15 protein-coding genes and 2 pseudogenes are annotated in these 21,942 nt (G+C 71.8%); 7 read left to right on the forward strand and 10 right to left on the reverse strand.

Annotation, left to right across the window (positions count from 1 at the left end; all coding sequences use genetic code 11):
• The first annotated feature begins 319 nt into the window (after window positions 1-319).
• Window positions 320-1,099, forward strand: coding sequence for a helix-turn-helix domain-containing protein (locus tag ACGFW5_RS01735; RefSeq protein WP_393832142.1), 780 nt, complete (start codon window positions 320-322; stop codon window positions 1,097-1,099).
• A gap of 73 nt (window positions 1,100-1,172) precedes the next feature.
• Here the strand turns inward: ACGFW5_RS01735 and ACGFW5_RS01740 are convergent, their stop codons facing one another.
• From ACGFW5_RS01740 to ACGFW5_RS01765, 6 genes and pseudogenes are all read right to left on the reverse strand, one after another.
• Window positions 1,173-2,675, reverse strand: coding sequence for a CoA-acylating methylmalonate-semialdehyde dehydrogenase (locus ACGFW5_RS01740; RefSeq protein WP_393832143.1), 1,503 nt, complete (start codon window positions 2,673-2,675; stop codon window positions 1,173-1,175).
• 14 nt (window positions 2,676-2,689) lie between these two features.
• Window positions 2,690-4,579, reverse strand: a complete 1,890-nt coding sequence (iolD, locus tag ACGFW5_RS01745; protein WP_393832351.1) for a 3D-(3,5/4)-trihydroxycyclohexane-1,2-dione acylhydrolase (decyclizing) — start codon at window positions 4,577-4,579, stop codon at window positions 2,690-2,692.
• Entirely contained in the window at window positions 4,570-5,385 is an 816-nt protein-coding gene (gene iolB / locus ACGFW5_RS01750) for a 5-deoxy-glucuronate isomerase (RefSeq protein WP_393832144.1), read from the reverse strand. Before iolB ends, iolD begins: the two co-directional genes overlap by 10 nt.
• A 16-nt stretch (window positions 5,386-5,401) precedes the next feature.
• Window positions 5,402-6,289 (reverse strand): deoxyribose-phosphate aldolase, encoded by an 888-nt coding sequence (locus ACGFW5_RS01755; protein ID WP_393832145.1) that lies wholly within the window; start codon window positions 6,287-6,289, stop codon window positions 5,402-5,404.
• A pseudogene (locus ACGFW5_RS01760) lies at window positions 6,286-6,753 on the reverse strand (PfkB family carbohydrate kinase); the annotation flags it as partial. The gene ACGFW5_RS01755 and the pseudogene ACGFW5_RS01760, both read right to left, overlap by 4 nt.
• 560 nt (window positions 6,754-7,313) lie before the next feature.
• Window positions 7,314-7,761, reverse strand: a pseudogene (locus ACGFW5_RS01765) (PfkB family carbohydrate kinase); the annotation flags it as partial.
• Window positions 7,762-8,096: 335 nt separating this feature from the next.
• On the opposite strand from ACGFW5_RS01765, the gene ACGFW5_RS01770 reads away from it, so the two are divergent.
• The 5 genes from ACGFW5_RS01770 (at window position 8,097) to ACGFW5_RS01790 (ending at window position 13,804) form a co-directional block, all read left to right on the forward strand.
• Window positions 8,097-8,999, forward strand: coding sequence for a sugar phosphate isomerase/epimerase family protein (locus ACGFW5_RS01770; protein WP_393832146.1), 903 nt, complete (start codon window positions 8,097-8,099; stop codon window positions 8,997-8,999).
• 1 nt (window position 9,000) lies between these two features.
• Window positions 9,001-10,008, forward strand: a complete 1,008-nt coding sequence (locus ACGFW5_RS01775) for a Gfo/Idh/MocA family protein (RefSeq protein WP_393832147.1) — start codon at window positions 9,001-9,003, stop codon at window positions 10,006-10,008.
• A gap of 398 nt (window positions 10,009-10,406) precedes the next feature.
• Entirely contained in the window at window positions 10,407-10,607 is a 201-nt protein-coding gene (locus ACGFW5_RS01780) for a helix-turn-helix transcriptional regulator (RefSeq protein WP_393832148.1), read from the forward strand.
• A 247-nt stretch (window positions 10,608-10,854) separates the two neighbouring features.
• The gene (locus ACGFW5_RS01785; RefSeq protein WP_393832149.1) at window positions 10,855-11,166 is read left to right on the forward strand and encodes a heavy-metal-associated domain-containing protein; all 312 of its coding nucleotides are present in this window, start codon (window positions 10,855-10,857) and stop codon (window positions 11,164-11,166) included.
• Between the two features lie 94 nt (window positions 11,167-11,260).
• Window positions 11,261-13,804, forward strand: a complete 2,544-nt coding sequence (locus tag ACGFW5_RS01790; protein ID WP_393832150.1) for a heavy metal translocating P-type ATPase — start codon at window positions 11,261-11,263, stop codon at window positions 13,802-13,804.
• 369 nt (window positions 13,805-14,173) lie between these two features.
• On the opposite strand, the gene ACGFW5_RS01795 is transcribed toward ACGFW5_RS01790, so the two are convergent.
• The 3 genes from ACGFW5_RS01795 to ACGFW5_RS01805 form a co-directional block, all read right to left on the reverse strand.
• Window positions 14,174-15,472, reverse strand: a complete 1,299-nt coding sequence (locus ACGFW5_RS01795) for a citrate synthase (protein WP_393832151.1) — start codon at window positions 15,470-15,472, stop codon at window positions 14,174-14,176.
• Window positions 15,473-15,605: 133 nt separating this feature from the next.
• A complete protein-coding gene (locus tag ACGFW5_RS01800; protein ID WP_393832152.1) occupies window positions 15,606-17,885 on the reverse strand; it encodes an ATP-dependent RecD-like DNA helicase in 2,280 nt (759 codons plus the stop codon).
• Window positions 17,886-18,313: 428 nt separating this feature from the next.
• Window positions 18,314-18,553, reverse strand: a complete 240-nt coding sequence (locus tag ACGFW5_RS01805; protein WP_393832153.1) for a hypothetical protein — start codon at window positions 18,551-18,553, stop codon at window positions 18,314-18,316.
• 293 nt (window positions 18,554-18,846) lie between these two features.
• On the opposite strand from ACGFW5_RS01805, the gene ACGFW5_RS01810 reads away from it, so the two are divergent.
• Window positions 18,847-20,001, forward strand: a complete 1,155-nt coding sequence (locus ACGFW5_RS01810) for a CapA family protein (RefSeq protein WP_393832154.1) — start codon at window positions 18,847-18,849, stop codon at window positions 19,999-20,001.
• 719 nt (window positions 20,002-20,720) lie between these two features.
• Here the strand turns inward: ACGFW5_RS01810 and ACGFW5_RS01815 are convergent.
• Window positions 20,721-21,764 (reverse strand): LacI family DNA-binding transcriptional regulator, encoded by a 1,044-nt coding sequence (locus ACGFW5_RS01815; protein WP_393832155.1) that lies wholly within the window; start codon window positions 21,762-21,764, stop codon window positions 20,721-20,723.
• Between the last annotated feature and the right edge of the window lie 178 nt (window positions 21,765-21,942).

The raw sequence follows: 21,942 nt of genomic DNA on the forward strand, positions 1-21,942 counted from the left end.
CACCTGGCACCGGCAGTCGGCTGGTGCGCGGGGTGTCTGATGGTCCGGGGGGATGAAGCGGAGGATCGTGCTCACGAGAGCTTCTCCTCCGCGTGGGGATGGTCACGGATCTTGATCTTGCAGTCGGTGACGCTGCCGTTCCGCCCCTTGCCGTCCTCTCGCCGCGTCGCTCCTTGATGCACCGATGCTCCCCCTCGGTGCTACGTCGGAGCGACGACGTAAGGGGCGTCGTCGGGGCGTCACCGGGAGGGGCGTCAATGACACCCTCCGGGCGTCAATTGGGTGTCATTGAAAGGCTGTTCGGCCTAGCTTTGACGTCATGATGACGACCGCCGTGGTGCCGAATGATGTGCTGCGGGCCGTGCGCATCGGCCTGCGCATGAGCCAAGACGACTTTGCCAAGGCGCTCCGCCGGGCAGGACAGGAGCTGGGAGAGCCGAACGAGGCTTCGAAGCGTCTGGTACAGCGCTGGGAGTCCGGGACGAGCAAGACACCACGGAGCGTGTACGCCCGGGCGTTAGCTCGAGTTACGGGACGTCCAGTCGAAGCGCTGGGGTTCACCCTGCCGGTACCGATGGCAAGAGTCCGCACAGACACGTCAGGAGGGCACGACATGGACGCAGGGGCAGGCAAAGTCACCTCCGCCTCTGTAGGCGCACAGACCGCCATGCAGGCGGCTGACCAGACGTTCTCCGGGATCTGGCTCAGCCGGTACGAGTTCTACTCATCCAGCCGCGCGGAGACGTACGAGGGCAAGCACTACGTAGTGATCGTCCAGCACGGGAACCGGCTTACCGCTCAGAGCTTGCCCGGGGCGTCGAGCAACCCGGACAGCCCGCTGACGCTGGATCTCACCGTTGATCAAAACGTGGTCACCGGGTCATGGATCGAGCAGACCGCTTCGGACGGCTACTACAACGGGGCGCGCTACCACGGAGCAATTCAGTTGCCGGTCGAGCCGACCGGCCGCCGGATGGCCGGGAAGTGGGTCGGCTTCGGCAAGGACTTCGACGTGAACACGGGACCGTGGGAACTGCGGCTCGTGGACCGCTCGACGTCGAAGGCGGCCTTGGAGCGGTACAGCCAAGCTCCTGAGTAGGGCAGCAGGAACCCCCGGCCGGTGAAGGTTGGCCGAGGGTCCTGTGTCCGGGGACGAGGGGCAGGCGTCAGCGTTATCGAGACATCGGGAAGCCCAGGTCGACGCCCGACGGGCCGTCCGCCGGGTCCGGCCAGCGGGTGGTGACGACCTTGCCGCGGGTGTAGAAGTGCGTGCCGTCGTTGCCGTAGATGTGGTGGTCGCCGAAGAGCGAGTCCTTCCAGCCGCCGAAGGAGTGGTAGCCCACCGGCACCGGGATCGGCACGTTGACGCCGACCATGCCGGCCTCGACCTCCAGCTGGAAGCGGCGGGCCGCGCCGCCGTCGCGGGTGAAGATCGCGGTGCCGTTGCCGAAGGGCGACGCGTTGATGAGCGCAAGCCCCTCCTCGTACGTCTCGGCGCGCAGCACGCACAGGACCGGGCCGAAGATCTCGTCGCGGTACGCGTCCGAAGACGTCGGCACGTGGTCCAGGAGGGACAGGCCGATCCAGTGGCCGTCCTCGAAGCCCTCGACCGTGAGGCCGGTGCCGTCCAGGACGACCTCGCAGCCCTGGGCCGCCGCGCCCTTCACGTACGACGCCACCTTGTCGCGGTGGGCCGCCGTGATCAGCGGGCCCATCTCGGAGGACGGGTCGTTGCCGGGGCCGATCTTGATCTTCTCGGCGCGCTCGCGGATCTTCTCGACCAGCTCGTCGCCGATCGCGCCCACCGCGACGACCGCGGAGATCGCCATGCAGCGCTCACCGGCGGAACCGTACGCGGCCGAGACCGCGGCGTCGGCGGCCGCGTCGAGGTCGGCGTCCGGCAGGACCAGCATGTGGTTCTTGGCGCCGCCGAGCGCCTGCACCCGCTTGCCGTTGGCGGACGCGGTGGTGTGGATGTGGCGGGCGATGGGGGTCGAGCCCACGAAGGAGACCGCGGCCACGTCGGGGTGGGCGAGCAGCGCGTCGACCGCGACCCTGTCGCCGTGCAGGACAGTGAAGACGCCGTCGGGCAGCCCCGCCTCCGCGAGCAGTTCGGCGATCTTCATGGACGCCGACGGGTCCTTCTCGGACGGCTTCAGGATGAAGGTGTTGCCGCACGCGATGGCGAGCGGGAACATCCACATCGGCACCATCGCCGGGAAGTTGAACGGGGTGATGCCCGCGACGACACCCAGCGGCTGGCGGATGGAGGCCACGTCCACCCGGCTGGAGACCTGCGTGGACAGCTCGCCCTTGAGCTGGGTGGTGATGCCGCAGGCCAGGTCGACGATCTCCAGGCCGCGGGCGACCTCGCCGAACGCGTCCGAGTGCACCTTGCCGTGCTCGGCGGTGATCAGCTCGGCGATGGCGTCCCGGTTGGCGTCGAGCAGCGCCCGGAACTTGAACAGGACGGTGGTGCGCTGCGCCAGCGAGGACGTGCCCCAGGTCGTGTACGCCGCTCGCGCGATGGCCACCGCCCGGTCCACCTCCTCGGCGGACGCGAAGGCGACCTGGGTGGTGACGGCGCCGGTCGCCGGGTCGGTCACGGGGCCGAACTCGCCCGACGTGCCTTCGACGGCCTTGCCACCGATCCAGTGGTGGACGGTCTTCGTCATGTCCAAGTGCTCCTTCACAGATGGCGGCGTCGGGCGGTGACGTGCCGTTCGTACTCCTCGCGGGCCGTGACCGCCGGCTCTCGCGTCGCGGTCTCGGCCACGGGCACATCCCACCACGCCTGGGACGGGGGCGGGCCCGACACTGTGTCGGGCGTTTCGGTCTCCACGTAGACACATGTGGGACCGTCAGCCGAGCGCGCCCATGCGAGGGCTTCTCGCAGGTCACGCACGGTTCCGGCACGCCGCACCCGCATCCCGAGCGAGGCCGCGTTGGCCGCGAGGTCCACCGGCAGGGGCGCGCCGTCACAGGCGCCGTCCGGCGCGCGGAACCGGTACGCCGTGCCGAACCGCTCACCCCCCACCGCCTCCGAGAGCCCGCCGATCGAGGCGTACCCATGGTTGTCGAGGATCACCACCTTGATGGGGATGTTCTCCTGCACCGCGGTGACGATTTCGGTGGGATTCATCAGATACGTACCGTCGCCGACCAGTGCCCAGACCGGCCGGCCGGGCGCCGCGAGGGCGACGCCGATGGCCGCGGGGATCTCGTAGCCCATGCACGAGTAGCCGTATTCGACGTGGTACTGGTCGCGCGAGCGGGCCCGCCACAGCTGGTGGAGGTCGCCGGGGAGCGAGCCCGCCGCGTTGATCAGGATGTCGTCCCCGGTGACCAACGTGTCGAGTACGCCGAGGACTTGGGCCTGCGTGGGGCGCGCCGCGTCGGAGGCGGGGGTGTACGCGACGTCGACCCGGCGCTCCCACTCCCCCTTCAGGTGCGCGTACTCGGCCTCGTAATCCGCCGGTACGCGATGCCCCTTCAGCGCGTCGCCCAGCGCGGCAAGACCGGTGCGGGCGTCGCCGACGAGTTGGCGGCCGCCCATCTTGTGTGCGTCGGCGGGCCGGATGTTGAGGTTGACGAAGCGGACGTCCGGGTCGGCGAAGAGGGTGGCGGACGCGGTGGTGAAGTCGGTCCAGCGGGTGCCGACGCCGAGCACCACATCGGCGGTGCGGGCCAGCGCGTCGGCGGTGGCCGTCCCGGTGTGGCCGATGCCTCCGACGTCCTGCGGGTGGTCGTGGGGCAGCGCGCCCTTGCCGGCCTGGGTGCTCGCGACCGGGATGCCGGTGTGCTCGGCGAGCGCGCCGAGCACGTCCTGGGCGCGGGCGTGCCGCACCCCGCCGCCCACGACAATGAGCGGCCGCCGCGCCCGCCTCAACTCCTGCGCCGCGTCGGCTAGTTGATCCCGGTCCACGGCAGGGGCCCGTACCGGCCACACCCGCTCGCGGAAGAACTCATCGGGCCAGTCGTACGCCTCCGCCTGCACGTCCTGCGGCAGCGCGAGCGTGACCGCGCCCGTGTTCGCGGGGTCGGCGAGGACGCTCATCGCGTTCAGGGCGGCCGGGATCAGCGCCTCGGGGCGGGCGACGCGGTCGAAGTAGCGCGAGACGGGCCGCAGGCAGTCGTTGACCGACACATCGCCCGCGTAGGGGACTTCGAGCTGTTGCAGGACCGGGTCGGCGGGGCGGGTGGCGAAGGTGTCGCCGGGCAGCAGGAGCACCGGCAGGTGGTTCACGGTGGCGAGGGCCGCGCCGGTGACCAGGTTGGTGGCGCCGGGCCCGATCGAGGTGGTCACCGCGTGCGCGGAGAGCCGGCCCGACTGGCGGGCGTACCCGACGGCGGCATGGACCATCGTCTGCTCGTTGCGGCCCTGGTGGAACGGCATGACCTCCGGCCCGGATTCCAGCAGCGCCTGCCCGATCCCGGCGACGTTGCCGTGCCCGAAGATGCCCCAAGTGGCGCCGATCAGACGCTGGTTGACGCCGTCGCACGCCGTGTACTGGCGGGCCAGGAACGCGATCAGCGCCTGGGCGGTGGTGAGGCGGCGCGTCGTACCGGTCACTGGTATCCCTCCACGTGATCGGGGTGGAAGGAGATCTTCCACTCCCGTTCCTGCCCCGGGCCCGCCATGACGTTCAGGTAGTACATGGCGTTGCCGGGCTGGGCGATCGACGGCCCGTGCCAGCCGTCCGGCACGAGGACGGCGTCCCCGGAGCGCACCTCGGCGAGCAGGTCGGCGCCGCCGGGGCGGGACGGCGAGATCCGCTGGTAGCCGTAGCCGTCGGGGCGTTCGAACGCGAAGTAGTAGATCTCCTCCAGTTCACTCTCGCGGCCCGGCCGGTGCTCGTCGTGCTTGTGCGGCGGGTACGAGGACCAGTGGCCGCCGGGGGTGATCACCTCGACGGCGATCAGGCGGTCGCAGACGAAGGCGTCGGCCGCCGCGAAGTTGCGTACGGTACGGGCGGTGTTCCCCGAACCGCGCGCTTCGACGGGTACCTCCGGTGCGGGGGCGTGGCGAGCGGGGAGTCGTCGCTCGCACCGCGCTCCTGTCAGCGCGAACCGGCCTCCCGCACCGGAGGAGATCTGGGCGTGCGTGGCACGCGGGACGTAGACGAAGTCGGTGGGCCCGTCGAAGACGCGCTCGCGGCCCGCCAGGTGGAGCTCCAGGCCGTCGACGCGTACCGTGGCGCCGCCGCTGAGCGGCACCACGAGCCATTCGCTGTCCCCGGCGTCGAGCCGGTGCGAGCCGCCGGGCGGCAGGTCGAGCACCCGCAGGGAGCAGTGGGCCCAGCCGGCCCGCTCCGGGTCGATGTCGAGGGCGTACGGGGCACGGGCCGTCTCGCCCGCCCGCACCAGCAGTTTCCGGTGATCCATGTCCGATCCCTACCCCCTACAGCAGTGCGACGGCGGTGTCGACGGCGGCGGCCACATCGCCGTCGGCCGGATAGAGCAGGGAGCGCCCGGCGACCAGGCCCTGCACGGTGGGCAGCCGCAGCGCGCCGCGCCACTTCTCGAAGGCGGCGTCCTGGTCGTCCCCTATGTCGCCGCCGAGCAGCACGGCGGGCAGGGTGCTGGCGGCCATGACCTCGGCCATGTCGTCGGGGTTCTCGGTGACGGGCACCTTCAGCCAGGTGTACGCGGACGTGCCGGCCAGGCCCGACGCGATGGCGATGGAACGGGTCACGGCGTCGGCGGACAGGTCGTTACGGACCTTTCCGTCCCGACGGTGGCAGATGAACGGCTCGACGAACACCGGGAGTTGACGCTCGGCCATGTCGTCGACCGCGCGCGCGGCGGCGTACAGCGTGTCGAGCGAGCCCGGGTCCTGGTAGTCGATCCGCAGCAGCAGTTTCCCCGCGTCGAAGCCGAGCCGGGCCAGGTCCTGGGCACGGTGCCCGGTGAAGCGGTCGTCGAGTTCGAAGGCGGCCCCGGCGAGGCCCCCGCGGTTCATGGAGCCGATCACGACCTTGTCGTCGAGGGCGCCGAGCAGCAGCAGGTCCTCCAGGACGTCGGCGCCGGCCAGCACCCCGTCGACGCCGGGCCGCGACAGGGCGAGGCACAGCCGGTCGAGCAGGTCGCCCCGGTCGGCCATGGCGAGCGCGTCGGCGCCGACGCCGAGCGCGCCACGGGCGGGGTGATCGGCGGCAATCACCATGAGCCGCGCGCGATCGCCCCGCAGCAACGGTCTGCGCCTGCGGCGGGCGGCGGCCTCGGCCACGGCTTCGGGGTGGCGGGCCCGGAGGCGGGCGAGCCCGCCAGGCCCCCCGTCGACCCTCATGCCCGGCCGCCTTCCAGGACGCGCTCGACCTCGTCGGGGAAGGGCATGGCGGAGGAGCAGGCGAGCCGGGAGGCGACGATGGCCCCAGCAGCGTTGGCGTACCGCATCACGCGTTCCAGCTCCCACCCGGCGAGCAGCCCGTGGCAGAGCGCCCCGCCGAACGCGTCGCCCGCGCCGAGCCCGTTGACCACGTCGACCGGCACCGGCGCCACCTCGACGACCGTGCCGTCCCGGTGCACGGCGAGCACGCCCTTGGGCCCCTGCTTGACGACGGCGAGCTCGACCCCGGCGCCGAGCAACGCCTCGGCGGCGGCCCGGGGTTCACGTGTGCCGGTCGCGACCTCGCACTCGTCGAGATTGCCGACGGCGACGGTGGCGCGGGCCAGGGCCTCGCGGTAGAGGGCACGAGCGGTCTCGGGCGCGTCCCAGAACATGGGCCGCCAGTCGAGATCGAACACGGTGACCCTGCGGAACGAGCCAACCCCCCGAGCACCAGCCCAACCCCCTTCGGCGCGCCCGGCAGCCACCCGAGCCCCTTCGGCGTGCCCGAGGGACACCTCAGCCCGTCCGGCGTGCCCGGGGCGCATCCCAGCCCCTTCGGCGTGCCCGAGGGGCACCTCAGCTCCTCTGGCATGGCCGTGGCGCATCCCAGCCGGTCCGGCGTCCCCGGGGTACATTCCAGCTCCTTCGGGCCCGGGGCGCATCCCAGCCCCTCCGGCGTTTGAGGAGCGGGGGTCCGGGGGCGGAGCCCCAGGCGACCACCGGGCCGCACCCGACCCACTCCCCCGGAGGGTTTCGGGCCCGGCAGGCGCCCCGCCCCCTCCGGCGTCCCCGGAAAACGCTTCATCCCCTCCGACGTCCCCCGGGCGCACCCCAGCCCGTCCGGCGTTCCGGAGGGGCATTCCAGCCCCTCCGGCGTTTGAGGAGCGGGGGTCCGGGGGCGGAGCCCCGGGCGACCACCGGGCCGCACCCGACCCACTCCCCCGGAGGGTTTCGGGAAGGGGCGGGGTGGGGAAGGACCCGCCCCGAGCCCCCAACGCGGCCAGCGTCGCCGCCCGGCTGGGCTCCGCACACAGCCCCGTCCCCGTCACCCAGAAGATCCGCGCCGCCCGGATCGCCGCGAGATCCAACTCCTCCGCCCGCAGCTCCAGATCGGGCGCCTTGGGCAGCCGGTAGAAGTACAGCGGGAAGTCGTCAGGCGGGAACACCTCGCAGAAGGTGACCGGCGTGGGCAGCCCGTCCACAGGGGTCGCCCACCGCGCATCCACCCCGAACTCACCCAGCGCGGCACGCAGATACTGCCCGAAGGGGTCGCGCCCCGTACGGGTGATCACAGCCGCCCGCCGCCCGAGGCGTGCCGCGGCGACCGCCACGTTGGAGGGCGAGCCGCCGAGGAACTTGCCGAACGAGGTGACCTCCGCCAGCGACACCCCGGTCTGCAACGGGTAGAGGTCGACGCCGATCCGCCCCATCGTGATCACGTCGTACGCACCGTCCCGCGCGGCGTCGCCCTCGGGGCCTCGCTCGGGGCCGGTCTCGGGGCCGCGCTCGGGGCCGCGCTCGGGGCCGCGCTCGGGGCCGCGCTCCAGGCCACGCTCGGAGCCCCGCCGGGAGCCGGGCGCGGGCACGGAGTCCAGCCCGCTCGCCCCATCGGTGCCGTACGGAGCCTCGTCCATGCACGTCCCCTCGGTTCGCCAGGTCGCCGATGCCCCAGGTCTAGCCGTCGCCGCCCACCCCTGTCAATCCTTTGTCCTTACATTCGGACGTTACCTTGACACGCCTCCCGCGCCCCCGAAAGGCTGGCCCCATGACGACGGCGAAGACCCGCATCCGGATCGGTTCGGCCCCCGACTCCTGGGGCGTGTGGTTCCCCGACGACCCCCGCCAAGTCCCCTGGCGGCGCTTCCTCGACGAGGTCGCAGGCGCGGGCTACCGCTGGATCGAACTAGGACCGTACGGCTATCTCCCCACCGATCCGGCGCGCCTCGCCGAGGAGACCGCAGCGCGCGACCTGCGGGTCTCGGCCGGGACCGTCTTCACGGGGCTGCACCACGGCCCGGCGGTGTGGGAGCGGACGTGGGCGCACGTCTCGCAGGTCGCCGCGCTGGCGCAGGCGGCCGGCGCGCGGCATCTCGTCGTCATCCCGTCGTTCTGGCGCGACGACAAGAGCGGCGAGGTCCTGGAGGACGCCACCCTGACGGCGGCACAGTGGCGTGATCTCGCCGGTCAGACCGAACGGCTCGCCCGCGAGGTGCGGGACCGTCACGGCCTGCGCGTCGTCGTGCACCCGCACGCCGACACCCACATCGACAGCGCAGAGAACGTGGCCCGCTTCCTCGACGCCACCGACCCGGACCTAGTCTCGCTGTGCCTGGACACGGGGCACTACGCGTACTGCGGCGGTGACAGCGTCAAGCTGATCGAGACGTACGGGGAGCGGATCGGCTACCTCCACCTCAAGCAGGTGGACCCGGACATCCTGGCCCAAGTCCGGTCCGCCGGAACGCCGTTCGGGCCCGCCGTCGCGCAGGGCGTGATGTGCGAGCCGCCGCGCGGCGTGCCCGCGCTCGAACCGGTTCTGGCCGCGGCCCGGGCCCTGGACGTCGACCTCTTCGCGATCGTCGAGCAGGACATGTACCCGTGCGATCCGGACAAGCCCTTCCCCATCGCCCAGCGCACCCGCGCCTTCCTGCGTTCCTGCGGGGCCTGACATGACGCTCGGCGTCGCCGTCATCGGCACCGGACGCATGGGCGCCGACCATGTGCGCCGCATCGACTCCGTCATCGGCGGCGCCCGCGTCGCCGCCGTCGCCGATCTGGACGCGGACCGCGCGAACGCCGTGGCGGCGGGCATCGAGGGGTGCTCCGTCCACACCGACCCGGCCGCCGCGATGGCCGCGCCCGGCGTGGACGCGGTCCTCATCGCGTCCTCGGGCCCGGCCCACGAGCCGGCCCTGCTCGAAGCGCTCGCACACCGCCTGCCGGTGCTGTGCGAGAAGCCGCTGACCCCGGACCCGGCGGCCGCCCTGCGCGTCCTGGAGGCCGAGCGACGGCTGGGCCGCCGGCTCGTTCAGGTGGGCTTCATGCGCCGGCACGACAGGGAGTACCAACAGCTCCAACTCCTCCTGGAAAACGGCACTTTGGGCCACCCCCTCCTGCTGCACTGCCGCCACCGCAACGCCTCGTCGCCATCCTTCTTCACCACCGAGATGCTGATCCGTGACTCGGTGGTGCACGAGGCGGACGCCACCCGCTGGCTGCTCGGCCAGGAGATCACCTCCGTACAGGTCCTGCGCCCGCGGCCCTCCTCGCTCGCGCCCCAGGGGCTCGGCGATCCGCAACTGGTCCTGTTCGAGACGTCCGGCGGCGCGGTGGTGGACGTCGAGATCTTCGTCAACTGCGGCTTCGGGTACGAGGTGCGCTGTGAGGCGGTGGGCGAGCGCGGCACCGCCTCGATCGGTGGCGCCGACGGCCCGGTCACCCGCTCGGCGGGGCGGGCGGGCCGCGCGATCCCGCAGGACTTCACGGTGCGCTTCGCCGACGCCTACGACCGCGAGGTGCAGGCGTGGGTGGACGCGACCCGGCAGGGCCGCGTCACGGGAGCGAGCGCGTGGGACGGCTACGCGGCGGCGGAGGTCTGCGAGGCGGGGGTGCGCGCCCAGCGGTCCGGCGAACGGATCCCCGTACAACTGGCGGACCGCCCGGCCCTGTACGCGTAGCCCACCGCAGCCCGCGCACCCGCCGGCGCCGAACACGGGGATGGCGGGACCCCGGGACACGGCAGCCCCACGCCGACGCCCGACACGACCCACGCCGACGCCCCACGCCTGGGCGCCGCACCGCGCGCCGTGCCCGCGCGCCGTGCCCGCGCACCGTACCCGCGCTCACCCATTTGCCCCAACAGCCCTCTTCATCACGTCCGTTACAAGGATCTCCTTCCCGTCACACATGTCTCGATTACGCGGGTCTTGCGTCACAGGCGGTCGACAGGAGCTCCCCTGAGCTCACTCTGCGTCGTTCAACGGGCACAGGCTGAGTTGATCGCCAAGCGTTCCCGCCGCAGCTCCCCCGACGGCCTTCCGGCCGCCGCTGCGGCGACGCAGGGAGGTGCCGTTACATGACCGACCGAAGGCTCTGGTCCTACAAAGAGATCGCCGCGCACATCCGGGTGCAGCCGGACACCGTGCGCTCCTACCGCAAACACGGGCTCCTTCCGGCCCCGGACCTCGTGGAGAACGGAAAGCCCTTCTGGTTCGCGGACACGATCCGCACCTGGGTCGCCCGCCGCCCCGGCAATCGCGGACGCCGCGACGGCTGAGCTCCGGCGCACCCGGCCCCGCGGGCGGCCAGGACCCGGTCGCCCTCGTCGACGGCGCCGGGCGGAGGCGGGGCCGGGTGGAGGCGGTGGAGGCGGTGGGCCGGGCGTGCGCGCCGCGCTCGCACAATACCCCCTAGGGGTATAACCTGTTTCCTGCGTGAGGGCATCCGCGGTGTCCCCGTGGCCCCTGTTGCCCTGACGCCTTGATGCACCATGGATCCGTACCGCCCGTGAAGAGGAGAACGCCATGACCGCCGAGACCGAGACCCCCGCTGCCGCGACCGGTTCCTGCTGCTCGCCCGCCGGTGCCTGCCACGGCGGCGGAGCGAGCGACGTCCAGGTGGGCGCCGTCACCACCGTCTACAAGGTCTCCGGCATGACCTGCGGCCACTGCGAGGGTGCGGTGTCCGCCGAGATCTCCGAGATCGAGGGGGTCGGCTCGGTGAAGGCCGTCGCCGCGACGGGCGAGGTCACCGTGATCTCGGCCACCCCGCTCGACGAGGAGGCCGTCCGCGCCGCCGTCGACGAGGCGGGCTACGAGCTGGTCGGCCGGGCCTGACCCGCAGGGCACCCTTCCGTCTGTCCCACGGGCCGTACCCGGCCGGCTCTCCACGCCGGCCCGGTGCGGCCCGGCCCGCTTCCTGGAGCCCCTCGTGCAATCCCCCGATACCGCCGCCCGCCGGGTGGAACTGACCATCGGCGGCATGACCTGCGCGTCGTGCGCGGCCCGCGTCGAGAAGAAGCTGAACCGGATGCCGGGCGTCGAGGCGACGGTCAACTACGCCACCGAGAAGGCGCGGGTCGCCTTCGGTGAGGACGTGGAGGTGGCAGACCTCGTCGCGACGGTGGTGAAAACGGGCTACACGGCCAACCCGACCCCAGCCGACCCAACCCCGGCCGCCCCACCCGGCCCGGCGACCTCAGCCGACCCAACCCCGGCCAGCCCAGCCCGTCCGGCGCTTGAGGACAAGCGCCCTTCAGGCGCGAACGGGGTCCGGGGCGGAGCCCCGGGAACGACCACCGGCCCGCAGCCGAGCAACCCAGAGCAAGCGCACACCACCCCAGCCCGTCCGGCGCTTGAGGACAAGCGCCCTTCAGGCGCGAACGGGGTCCGGGGCGGAGCCCCGGGAACGACCACCGGCCCGCACCCGCCAATGTCACCGACACCGACGCCCCCGACACCACCGCCGTCACCGACGCCTCCGACACCACCGACACCAAGCCGCACGACGCAGGACCACCCCCCAACCCCCCTCAAGACGCGCCTCACCGCAACCGCCCTCCTCGCCGCCCCCGTCATCGCGCTGACGATGATCCCCCCGCTCCAGTTCGACAACTGGCAGTGGCTGGCCCTCACCCTCGCCACCCCCGCCGTCCTCTGGGGCGGCCTCCCCTTCCACCGCGCCGCGTGGACCAACCTGCGGCACGGCGCCGCGACGATGGACACCCTGGTGTCGACCGGCACCCTCGCGGCGTTCGGCTGGTCCCTGTGGGCGCTGTTCTTCGGGACGGCGGGCAGGCCCGGCATGCGTCACGGCTTCGACCTCACCGTGGGCCGCGCCGACGGCGCCGGGACGATCTACCTCGAAGTCGCCGCGGGCGTCGTCACGTTCATCCTGCTCGGCCGGTACCTGGAGGCCCGCGCCAAGCGGAAGTCCGGCGCCGCACTGCGCGCGCTGATGCAACTGGGCGCCAAGGACGTGGCCGTACTGCGCGGGGCCACCGAAGTACGCGTCCCCGTAAGCCAGTTGCGTACCGGCGACCGGTTCGTCGTGCGGCCCGGCGAGAAGGTCGCCACGGACGGCACGGTCGTCGAGGGCGCCTCCGCGCTCGACGCGTCGATGCTGACCGGCGAATCCGTGCCGGTGGACGTGGGCGTGGGCGACCCGGTCACCGGAGCGACCGTGAACGCCGGCGGCCGCCTCGTCGTCGAGGCCACCCGCGTCGGCGCGGACACCCGGCTCGCCCGGATGGCCCGCCTGGTGGAGGACGCCCAGAACGGCAAGGCCGCGGTGCAGCGCCTCGCGGACCGTGTCGCGGGCGTCTTCGTGCCGGTGGTGCTCGTGATCGCGTCGGCCACCGCGGGCGCCTGGCTCCTGCTCACCGGCGACGCCACCGCCGCCTTCACGTCCGCCGTCGCCGTACTGATCATCGCCTGCCCCTGCGCCCTGGGCCTGGCCACCCCGACCGCCCTCATGGTCGGCACCGGCCGTGGCGCGCAGCTCGGCATCCTGATCAAGGGCCCGGAGGTGCTTGAGTCGACCCGCCGCGTGGACACCGTCGTCCTGGACAAGACGGGCACGGTGACGACGGGACGCATGAGCCTGCACGAGGCGCACCCGGCCGGGGACACCGACGAGAAGCAGCTCCTGCGTCTGGCCGGCGCGCTGGAACACGCCTCGGAGCACCCCATCGCCCGCGCGATCGCCTCGGGCGCCGAGGACCGGGCCGGGACGTTGCCTCCCGCCGAGGACTTCCGCTCGTTCGCGGGCCGTGGTGTGGCGGGCACGGTCGAGGGCCACCGGGTGTTCGTGGGCCGGGATGCCGCGTTGGAGCTCCCGCCGGAGCTGGCCGCGGCGAAGAGCGCCGCCGAGGAGCGGGGGCGTACGGCCGTCGTCGTGGCGTGGGACGGGGTGGCCCGCGGCGTGCTCACCGTGTCGGACACCGTGAAGGCGACCAGCGCCGAGGCCGTGGCCCGGCTGCGGGCGCTTGGCCTGACCCCCGTCCTGCTCACCGGGGACAACCGCGCGGTGGCGGCGGCGGTGGCCGCGGAGGTCGGCATTCCTGGCGACGATGTGCACGCGGAGGTCCTTCCCGAGGACAAGGCCGCCGTGATCACGCGTCTTCAGGAGCAGGGCCGCACGGTCGCCATGGTCGGGGACGGCGTCAATGACGCGGCCGCGCTGGCCACCGCCGATCTGGGACTGGCCATGGGCACCGGCACGGACGCCGCCATCGCGGCGGGCGACCTCACACTCGTACGGGGTGACCTGCGGGTTGCCGCCGATGCGATCCGGTTGTCGCGGCGCACCCTTGCCACCATCAAAGGCAACCTTTTCTGGGCATTCGGCTACAACGTGGCCGCGATCCCGCTGGCCGCCGCCGGCCTGCTGAATCCGATGATCGCGGGCGCGGCTATGGCGTTCTCGTCGGTATTCGTGGTAACCAACAGCCTACGGTTGCGTTCCTTCACCTGACCTCCACAAAGAGATCTAGATCACAGAGGTTTTGAGGTAACCATCGGGAGGGGTCGGGAGTCTAAGTGGGCGATGCCACGGATGTCTTGGGGGACGTCCATGGAATGTCTTGGGGGACGTTCCAGGCAACGCGTTGGCCGGGGCACGTACGTCGGGAGCTTTGAGCGGCCCACCGACAGGTACGTACCCCGGCGGACCGCCTAGACCCCCGGCTCGGATCCCGTGGGGGGAATCCGCACCGGGAAACAGGGAAGCGCCCCGACTGCCAACCCGTGGGGGGATTGGCAGCGGGGCGCTTTTCCGATGTGCGGGGCGGGGTGCGGGGGACGACCCCCGGACCCCCAGACCCTCCGCAGTCGGCAGTCGGCCTCAGCGACCCTCGACCGGCACGAAGTCCCGCAGCACTTCGCCCGTGTAGATCTGACGCGGGCGGCCGATGCGCGAACCGGGCTCCTTGATCATCTCGTGCCACTGGGCGATCCAGCCCGGAAGGCGGCCGAGGGCGAACAGGACCGTGAACATCTCGGTCGGGAAGCCCATGGCGCGGTAGATCAGACCCGTGTAGAAGTCCACGTTCGGGTACAGGTTGCGCGAGACGAAGTAGTCGTCGCTCAGCGCGTGCTCTTCGAGCTTCAGCGCGATGTCCAGCAGCTCGTCGGACTTGCCGAGCGCGGAGAGGACGTCGTGCGCGGCGGCCTTGATGATCTTCGCGCGCGGGTCGAAGGACTTGTACACCCGGTGGCCGAAGCCCATCAGGCGGACGCCGTCCTCCTTGTTCTTCACCTTGCGGATGAAGGAGTCCACGTCGCCGCCGTTGGCCTGGATGCCTTCCAGCATCTCCAGGACGGACTGGTTGGCGCCGCCGTGCAGGGGGCCCCACAGGGCCGAGATGCCGGCCGAGATCGACGCGAACATGTTGGCCTGCGAGGAGCCCACCAGACGCACGGTGGAGGTCGAGCAGTTCTGCTCGTGGTCCGCGTGCAGGATGAGCAGCTTGTCCAGGGCCGAGACGACGACCGGGTCCAGCTCGTACTCCTGGGCCGGCACCGAGAACGTCATGCGCAGGAAGTTCTCGACGTAGCCGAGGTCGTTGCGCGGGTAGACGAAGGGGTGGCCGATCGACTTCTTGTACGCGTACGCCGCGATCGTCGGGAGCTTGGCCAGCAGCCGGATCGTGGACAGGTTGCGCTGCGTCTCGTCGAACGGGTTGTGGCTGTCCTGGTAGAACGTGGACAGCGCGGAGACCACCGACGACAGCATGGCCATCGGGTGGGCGTCACGCGGGAAGCCGTCGAAGAACCGCTTCACGTCCTCGTGGAGCAGCGTGTGCCCGGTGATCTCGCTCTTGAAGCTGGAGAGCTGGTCGACGGTCGGCAGCTCGCCGTTGATCAGCAGGTAGGCGACCTCGACGAAGGTCGAGCGCTCCGCCAGCTGCTCGATCGGGTACCCGCGGTAGCGCAGGATGCCCTGCTCACCGTCCAGGTAGGTAATGGCGGATTTATAGGCGGCTGTGTTGCCGTATCCGCTGTCGAGGGTGACCAGCCCGGTCTGGGCTCGGAGCTTCCCGATGTCGAAGCCCTTGTCGCCGACGGTGCTGTCGATCACCGGGTAGGTGTACTCGCCATCGCCGAACCGCAGTACTACAGCGTTGTTCGCGTTCTCGCTCACGTCATCCCTCACCGACGTAGTGCCTCTTCTTCGAGGTGCCCTGACTGTCTCTACCATCCCCCATTTGGCTCAGCAGAGTGCACTCGGGGTCGCCCATTGGGCTTATTCACGGCACTCAGTGCCGTCAACCTGCTCATCCTGCCCCGTTCGCCCCGGTTAGGAAAGTCCTGGGCCGATCATCCGGGACGTTTCCCACCAAAGTGCCCCCTGCCAGCCGGTGAGCCAGTGCGGTGAAGCGTCTTCCCGCCGAAACGGTGCGCACCGCCTGACCGATCGCCTTGCGGGACCCCACCAGGACGACGAGCTTCTTGGCGCGGGTCACCGCCGTGTACAGCAGATTGCGCTGGAGCATCATCCAGGCACCGGTGGTGACCGGGATGACGACGGCCGGGTACTCGCTGCCCTGGGAGCGGTGGATCGTCACGGCGTACGCGTGGGCCAGCTCGTCCAGCTCGTCGAAGTCGTACGGAACCTCCTCGTCCTCATCCGTCAGGACCGTCAGGCACTGGTCGTCCAGGTTGAGCGAGGTGACCACGCCGACGGTGCCGTTGAAGACGCCGTTCTGCCCCTTGTCGTAATTGTTGCGAATCTGGGTGACCTTGTCGCCGACCCGGAAGACCCTTCCACCGAACCTTTTCTCCGGAAGGTCGGGCCGGGCCGGGGTGATGGCCTGCTGGAGCAGGCCGTTGAGGGTGCCGGCGCCGGCCGGGCCCCGGTGCATCGGCGCGAGCACCTGAATGTCGCGGCGCGGGTCGAGCCCGAACTTCGCGGGGATGCGGCGTGCGGCGACGTCGACGGTGAGCCGCCCCGCGTCCTCCGTCTCGTCCTCGACGAAGAGGAAGAAATCGTCAAGGCCCGAAGTGATGGGATGCGCACCGGAGTTGATGCGGTGGGCGTTGGTGACGACGCCGGACTGCTGGGCCTGCCGGAAGATCCGGGTCAGCCGCACACTCGGCACGGGACCGCCCTCGGCGAGCAGATCGCGCAGCACCTCGCCTGCGCCGACCGAGGGCAGCTGATCCACATCCCCGACCATCAGCAGATGGGCGCCGGGCGCCACCGCCTTGACGAGCTTGTTGGCGAGCAGCAGATCGAGCATGGACGCCTCGTCGACGACGACCAGATCGGCATCCAGCGGCCGGTCCTTGTCGTACGCCGCATCGCCGCCCGGTTTCAGTTCGAGCAGGCGGTGCACCGTGGAGGCCTCGGCGCCGGTCAGCTCGGCCAGGCGCTTGGCGGCCCGGCCGGTCGGCGCGGCCAGCACCACCTTGGCCTTCCTGGCACGGGCCAGCTCCACGATCGAGCGGACGGTGAAGGACTTCCCGCAGCCCGGGCCGCCCGTGAGCACCGCGACCTTGCTGGTCAGGGCCAGCTTCACGGCTTCCTGCTGCTCGGGCGCGAGCTCGGCGCCGGTGCGCCCGGCGAGCCAGCCGAGCGCCTTGTCCCAATCGACGCCGGAGAACCCCGGCATGCGGTCCTCGCCGGTCCGCAGCAGGCGGCCCACCTGGGCGGCCAGCGAGAGCTCGGCGCGGTGGAACGGCACGAGGTAGAGGGCGGTGACGGGCTCGCCCCCGTCGGGCCCCGGCACCTTTTCCCGTACGGCGCCCTCCTCGGCGACGAGCTCGGCCAGACACTCGATGACCAGCCCCGTGTCGACCTGGAGGAGCTTGACCGAGTCGGCGATCAGGCGCTCCTCGGGCAGGAAGCAGTGGCCCTGGTCGGTGGACTGCGACAGCGCGTACTGCAAGCCCGCCTTCACCCGCTCCGGACTGTCGTGCGGGATGCCGACGGCCTGCGCGATGCGGTCGGCGGTGAGGAACCCGATGCCCCAGACGTCGGCCGCCAGCCGGTAGGGCTGGTTCTTCACCACCGAGATCGACGCGTCCTCGTACTTCTTGTAGATGCGCACCGCGATGGAGGTGGAGACACCGACGCCCTGGAGGAAGACCATGACCTCCTTGATGGCCTTCTGCTCCTCCCAGGCGGCCGCGATCTTCTTCGTCCGCTTGGGGCCGAGGCCCGGCACCTCGATGAGCCGCTTGGGTTCCTGCTCGATGATGTCGAGGGTGTCGGCGCCGAAGTGACGGGTGATGCGGTCGGCGAAGACGGGGCCGATGCCCTTGATGAGACCGGAGCCGAGGTAGCGGCGGATGCCCTGGATGGTGGCGGGCAGGACGGTCGTGTAGTTCTCCACGGTGAACTGCTTGCCGTACTGCGGGTGTGAGCCCCAGCGGCCCTCCATGCGCAGCGACTCCCCGGGCTGCGCGCCCAGCAGCGAGCCGACCACGGTGAGGAGATCGTTGCCGCCACGGCCGGTGTCGACGCGGGCGACGGTGTACCCACTCTCCTCGTTGGCATACGTGATCCGCTCAAGGACCCCCTCCACCACCGCCATACCCGTGAGACTGGACATGCCCCGACGCTACCGCCCCGCACTGACAACGCGGACAACACGGTTCCGTATCAGCGGACAACACGGTTGCGTAGCAAGGGAGTCCGAGCGGGCCCGGGGGCCGGAAGTGGCGGGCCGGGGGGCCGGGGTGGCGGGCCGGGGTGGCGGGCCGGGGGCCGGGGCTGGCGGGCCGAGGGGGCGGCGCGGTGCGCGGGACAATTCAAGGGGGCCCGGTCCGTCGACCGGGCCCCTTGATTTCCCTCCCCGTCGGCGCTTCCCGAAATCCCCCCGGATCCCTCCCCTGAAACACCGACGCTTCCTTAGACATCCGTCACGCCGGAAGGGTTGCACGACTGCGGGCAGTAATCCGAACTCCGCCCGGGCCGCGCCGAGAGCAGGCCGTGCCGAGGCCGTGCCGAGGCCGTGCCGAGGCCGTGCTCCGGGCCGAATCAGGCGCCGCTGCGCAGGAAGGCGTCGCCGTGGGCGGCGATGTGCACCTCCAGAGCGGTCAGGGCCTGCTGCGTGGCCGCCGCCGACCCGCTGCCGTTGCGCTCCGCGTAGTACGCCGCGCCGAGCCGCTTCAGGAGATCGTTCCCGGCGCGCTGCTGCTGGACCTCGTCCACCTTCTGCTTGCCCTGCTGCATGGCGCTCTGCGCCTGCTCCTTGGCCCGGTCGAGAAAACCTGCCATGACTGTCCGCCTCCGTTCGTGATCGTGCCCCGTCTTCGGCATCACTTCCCCCCTTCGCGCCGCACATGCTCCCGTATGCGTGCAGATGGACCAGGAACCGGACGCACTGGGCGGTGCGGCGGGCAGTGCGGGGGCGACCCTGGCCGCCGACGCGGCAGGCGGTGCGGGGGAGGCGCCTGGACGCCGACGCGGCAAGCGGTGCGGGGGCGAGACCCTGGCCGCCGACGCGGCAAGCGGTGCGTGGGCGAGACCCTGGCCGAGACTCGTACGCCCGCGCGAATACTCTGGCCCGCATGATCCCGCCCGCCGGTACCCGCCCCCGCTCGCGTCACTCCGTCGCCGCCCAGGCCTCCCTGCTGGCCGTCGGCGCCCTGCTGGCGTGCGCCGGGTGCTCGGGCTCGCCGTCCGCGGCCCCCGCCGCCGTACGGCCCGGGGCCGGGAAGTCCGCCGCCGCGAGCCCCGGCGCGGGGGCCGACGTGACCGCCGGGCCTACGCCTTCGCTTCCGCCCGGCACCATCACGCTCGCGTTCGGCGGCGACGTCCACTTCACCGAGCGGACCGCGGTCCGGCTGAACGGGACCCCCGCCGACCCCGCCCTCGGCCCGATATCCAGGACCGTCGCGAGCGCCGACTTCGCGATGGTCAACCTGGAGACGGCGATCACCACGCGGGGCTCCGAGGAGCCCAAGCTGTACCACTTCCGTACGCCGCCCAGCGCCCTGACCGCGCTCCAGAAGTCGGGCGTGGACGCGGTGTCGATGGCCAACAACCATGCCGTCGACTACGGTCCCGCGGGCCTGACCGACACGCTCGACGCCGTGCACCACGCCCCCATACCGGTGCTGGGCATCGGGGCGAACGAGGCGGAGGCGTACAAGCCGTACGTGAAGGACATCCGCGGGGTGAAACTGGCGGTCGTCGCGGCGAGCCAGGTCATGGATCTGACCAACGACAAGTTCCGGGCCGGCCCGAAGAAGCCGGGCATAGCCTCCGCGCTCGACCCGACGAAGCTGGTCGCGGCGGTGAAGCGGGCGAAGGCGAAGGCCGACGTGGTCGTGGTGTACCTGCACTGGGGCACGGAGGGGCAGAGCTGCCCGGGCGCCGAGCAGAAGTCCATCGCCGCGAAGCTGTCGGCGGCGGGGGCGACGGCGGTGGTCGGTACGCACGCGCACGTCATGCTGGGGTCGGGGATGCTGGGACCGACGTACGTCAACTACGGGCTGGGCAACCTGCTTTGGTACGGGACGTCGCCGTACCCGCGCTCCGACGACAGTGGGATCGCTACGCTGACGATCGCCCGGGGCAAGGTGGTGAAGCAGGGCTTCACTGCGGCGGTGGTGGACGGGCGGGGTGTCCCCATGCCCCAGGCGGGGGCGGCGGCGAAGGCGGTCACGGATCGGCTGGCCACGTTGCGGGCCTGCACGTCCCTCTTGCCGGCGCCCCGCTAGCCCTCGGCGCCGGGGCCGGCCCCCGGGGGTTTTCCCACCCTCCCCCAAGCTCTTAAGGAGCAGGGGGGACCCCCATCCCGTGCGGCTACTTGAGAGTGCGGCCCCCGGGGCTCCGCCCCAGACCCCAGGGGATTCGCCCACCCACCCGCCCGTGACGGATGCCGAAGGGTGCGGCTCCCTGGGGCTCCGCCCCAGACCCCGGGCGGGTTTCCCCACCCACCCGCCCGTGCGGCTACTTGAAGGTGCAGCGCCCTGGGGCTCCGCCCCAGACCCCGAGCGGGGGCTCCGCCCCCTGCACCCCCGTTCGCGCCTGAACGGCGCTCGTCCTCAATCGCCGGACAGGCTGAAGATGTCCGCGCCGGCCCACATCGAGTAGCCAGGGGCGCGAGGAACTGCGCGAGAAGCGACCACGACCCGCGGCCGAAGGCCAGCCTTTAAGGGGCGCGGGGAACTGCGCGAGAGGCGACCACGACCCGCAGCCGAGAGGGGGCTTGGGGGGCGCGAGGAACGGCGCGAGAAGCGACCACAACCCGCACCCGAAAGCCGGTCCCTCAAGGGGCGCGGGGAACTGCGCAACCAACCCGCACGGCCCGCGGATGGACATCCCTCTCAGGGGCGCGGGGAACTGCGCGAAACCCGCACGGCCCACGGGTAGGCATCCACCCCGGGGCGCGGGGAACGGCGCATCATGGGGCCGGGGTGCGCATCATGGGCCGGGGTCACACCCCCCGCACCCCCGCCGTCGACCCCCGCACCACCAACTCCCCCCGCACCGCGGCAATCCCCCCCGGCGGAGCCGGGTCGAGGCCGAGTGCGAGGCGTCCCGCCCGCTCCCCCGCCGCATACAGCGGAAGCCGTACCGTCGTCAGCGCCGGGACGGCATCCGCGCTGAAGGGGAGGTCCACGAAGCCCGCCACCGAGACGTCCTCGGGGACGGAGAGCCCCTGGTCCCGCAGCGCCGCACACGCACCCAGCGCCACCGTGTCGTTCGCCGCCGCGATGGCCGTCAACTCCGGCTCCCTGCGCAGGAGTTCGAGCGCCGCTTCATAGCCGGAACGGCGGTCGTACGAGCCGTGCACCACCAGATCGTCCAACCGCAGCCCGGCCGCTTCGAGCGCGGCCTCGTGGCCTTCGAGGCGGTGCCGGGTCGTCGTGCGCTCGGGGGGCCCCGCGATGTAGCCGATCCGGCGGTGGCCGAGCTCGATGAGGTGTTCCGCCAGGCGCCTGCCGCCACCCCGGTTGTCGAAGGCGAGGGTCGCGCAGACGCTGTCGCCGGGCAGCGGCGGCCGGCCGCACAGCACGATCCGGGTGCCCGCGTCGGCGAGCCGCGCGAGCTTCGCGCCGACGGCCGCCTGGTGCTCGGGGTCCTCAAGCGCACCGCCCGTCACGATGACGGCCGCCGCGCGCTGACGCTGGAGCAGCGTCAGATAGGTGAGTTCGCGTTCCGGCGAGCCGCCGGTGTTGCAGATGACGGACAGCTTCTCGCGCGCCCCGCGCTCCTCGCCGATCGCGGCCTGGGCCGCGCCCGCCATGATGCCGAAGAAGGGGTCGGCGATGTCGTTGACGAGGATGCCGACCAGGTCGGAGGTGGCCGCGGCGAGCGAACTGGCCGGCCCGTTCAGGACGTAATCCAGCTCGTCGACCGCGCGCAGCACCCGTTCCCGAGTGGCCGCCGCCACCGGGTAGTTGCCGTTGAGAACCCGCGAGACGGTCGCCGGGGACACCTGGGCCCGGGCCGCCACATCCGCCAGGGTCGCTGTCATCTCTGCCTCCGAAACGGTCGGGCCATGATCACGCCGTTCAAGCCTTCGGCCTCTTGTCGCAGGCGCTGTGCGCAGGCTAGCGTCCCGTCCTGTAGAAAGCGCTTGCTGTTCAGCATTCGGCATCTCACGGCGGGGTGCGCTGTCGGGCGCCTCCCCTTCGGCACGCCCGGCCGCATGC

It is taken from the genome of Streptomyces sp. NPDC048416 (genome assembly GCF_043200435.1).
Taxonomy (GTDB): domain Bacteria; phylum Actinomycetota; class Actinomycetes; order Streptomycetales; family Streptomycetaceae; genus Streptomyces.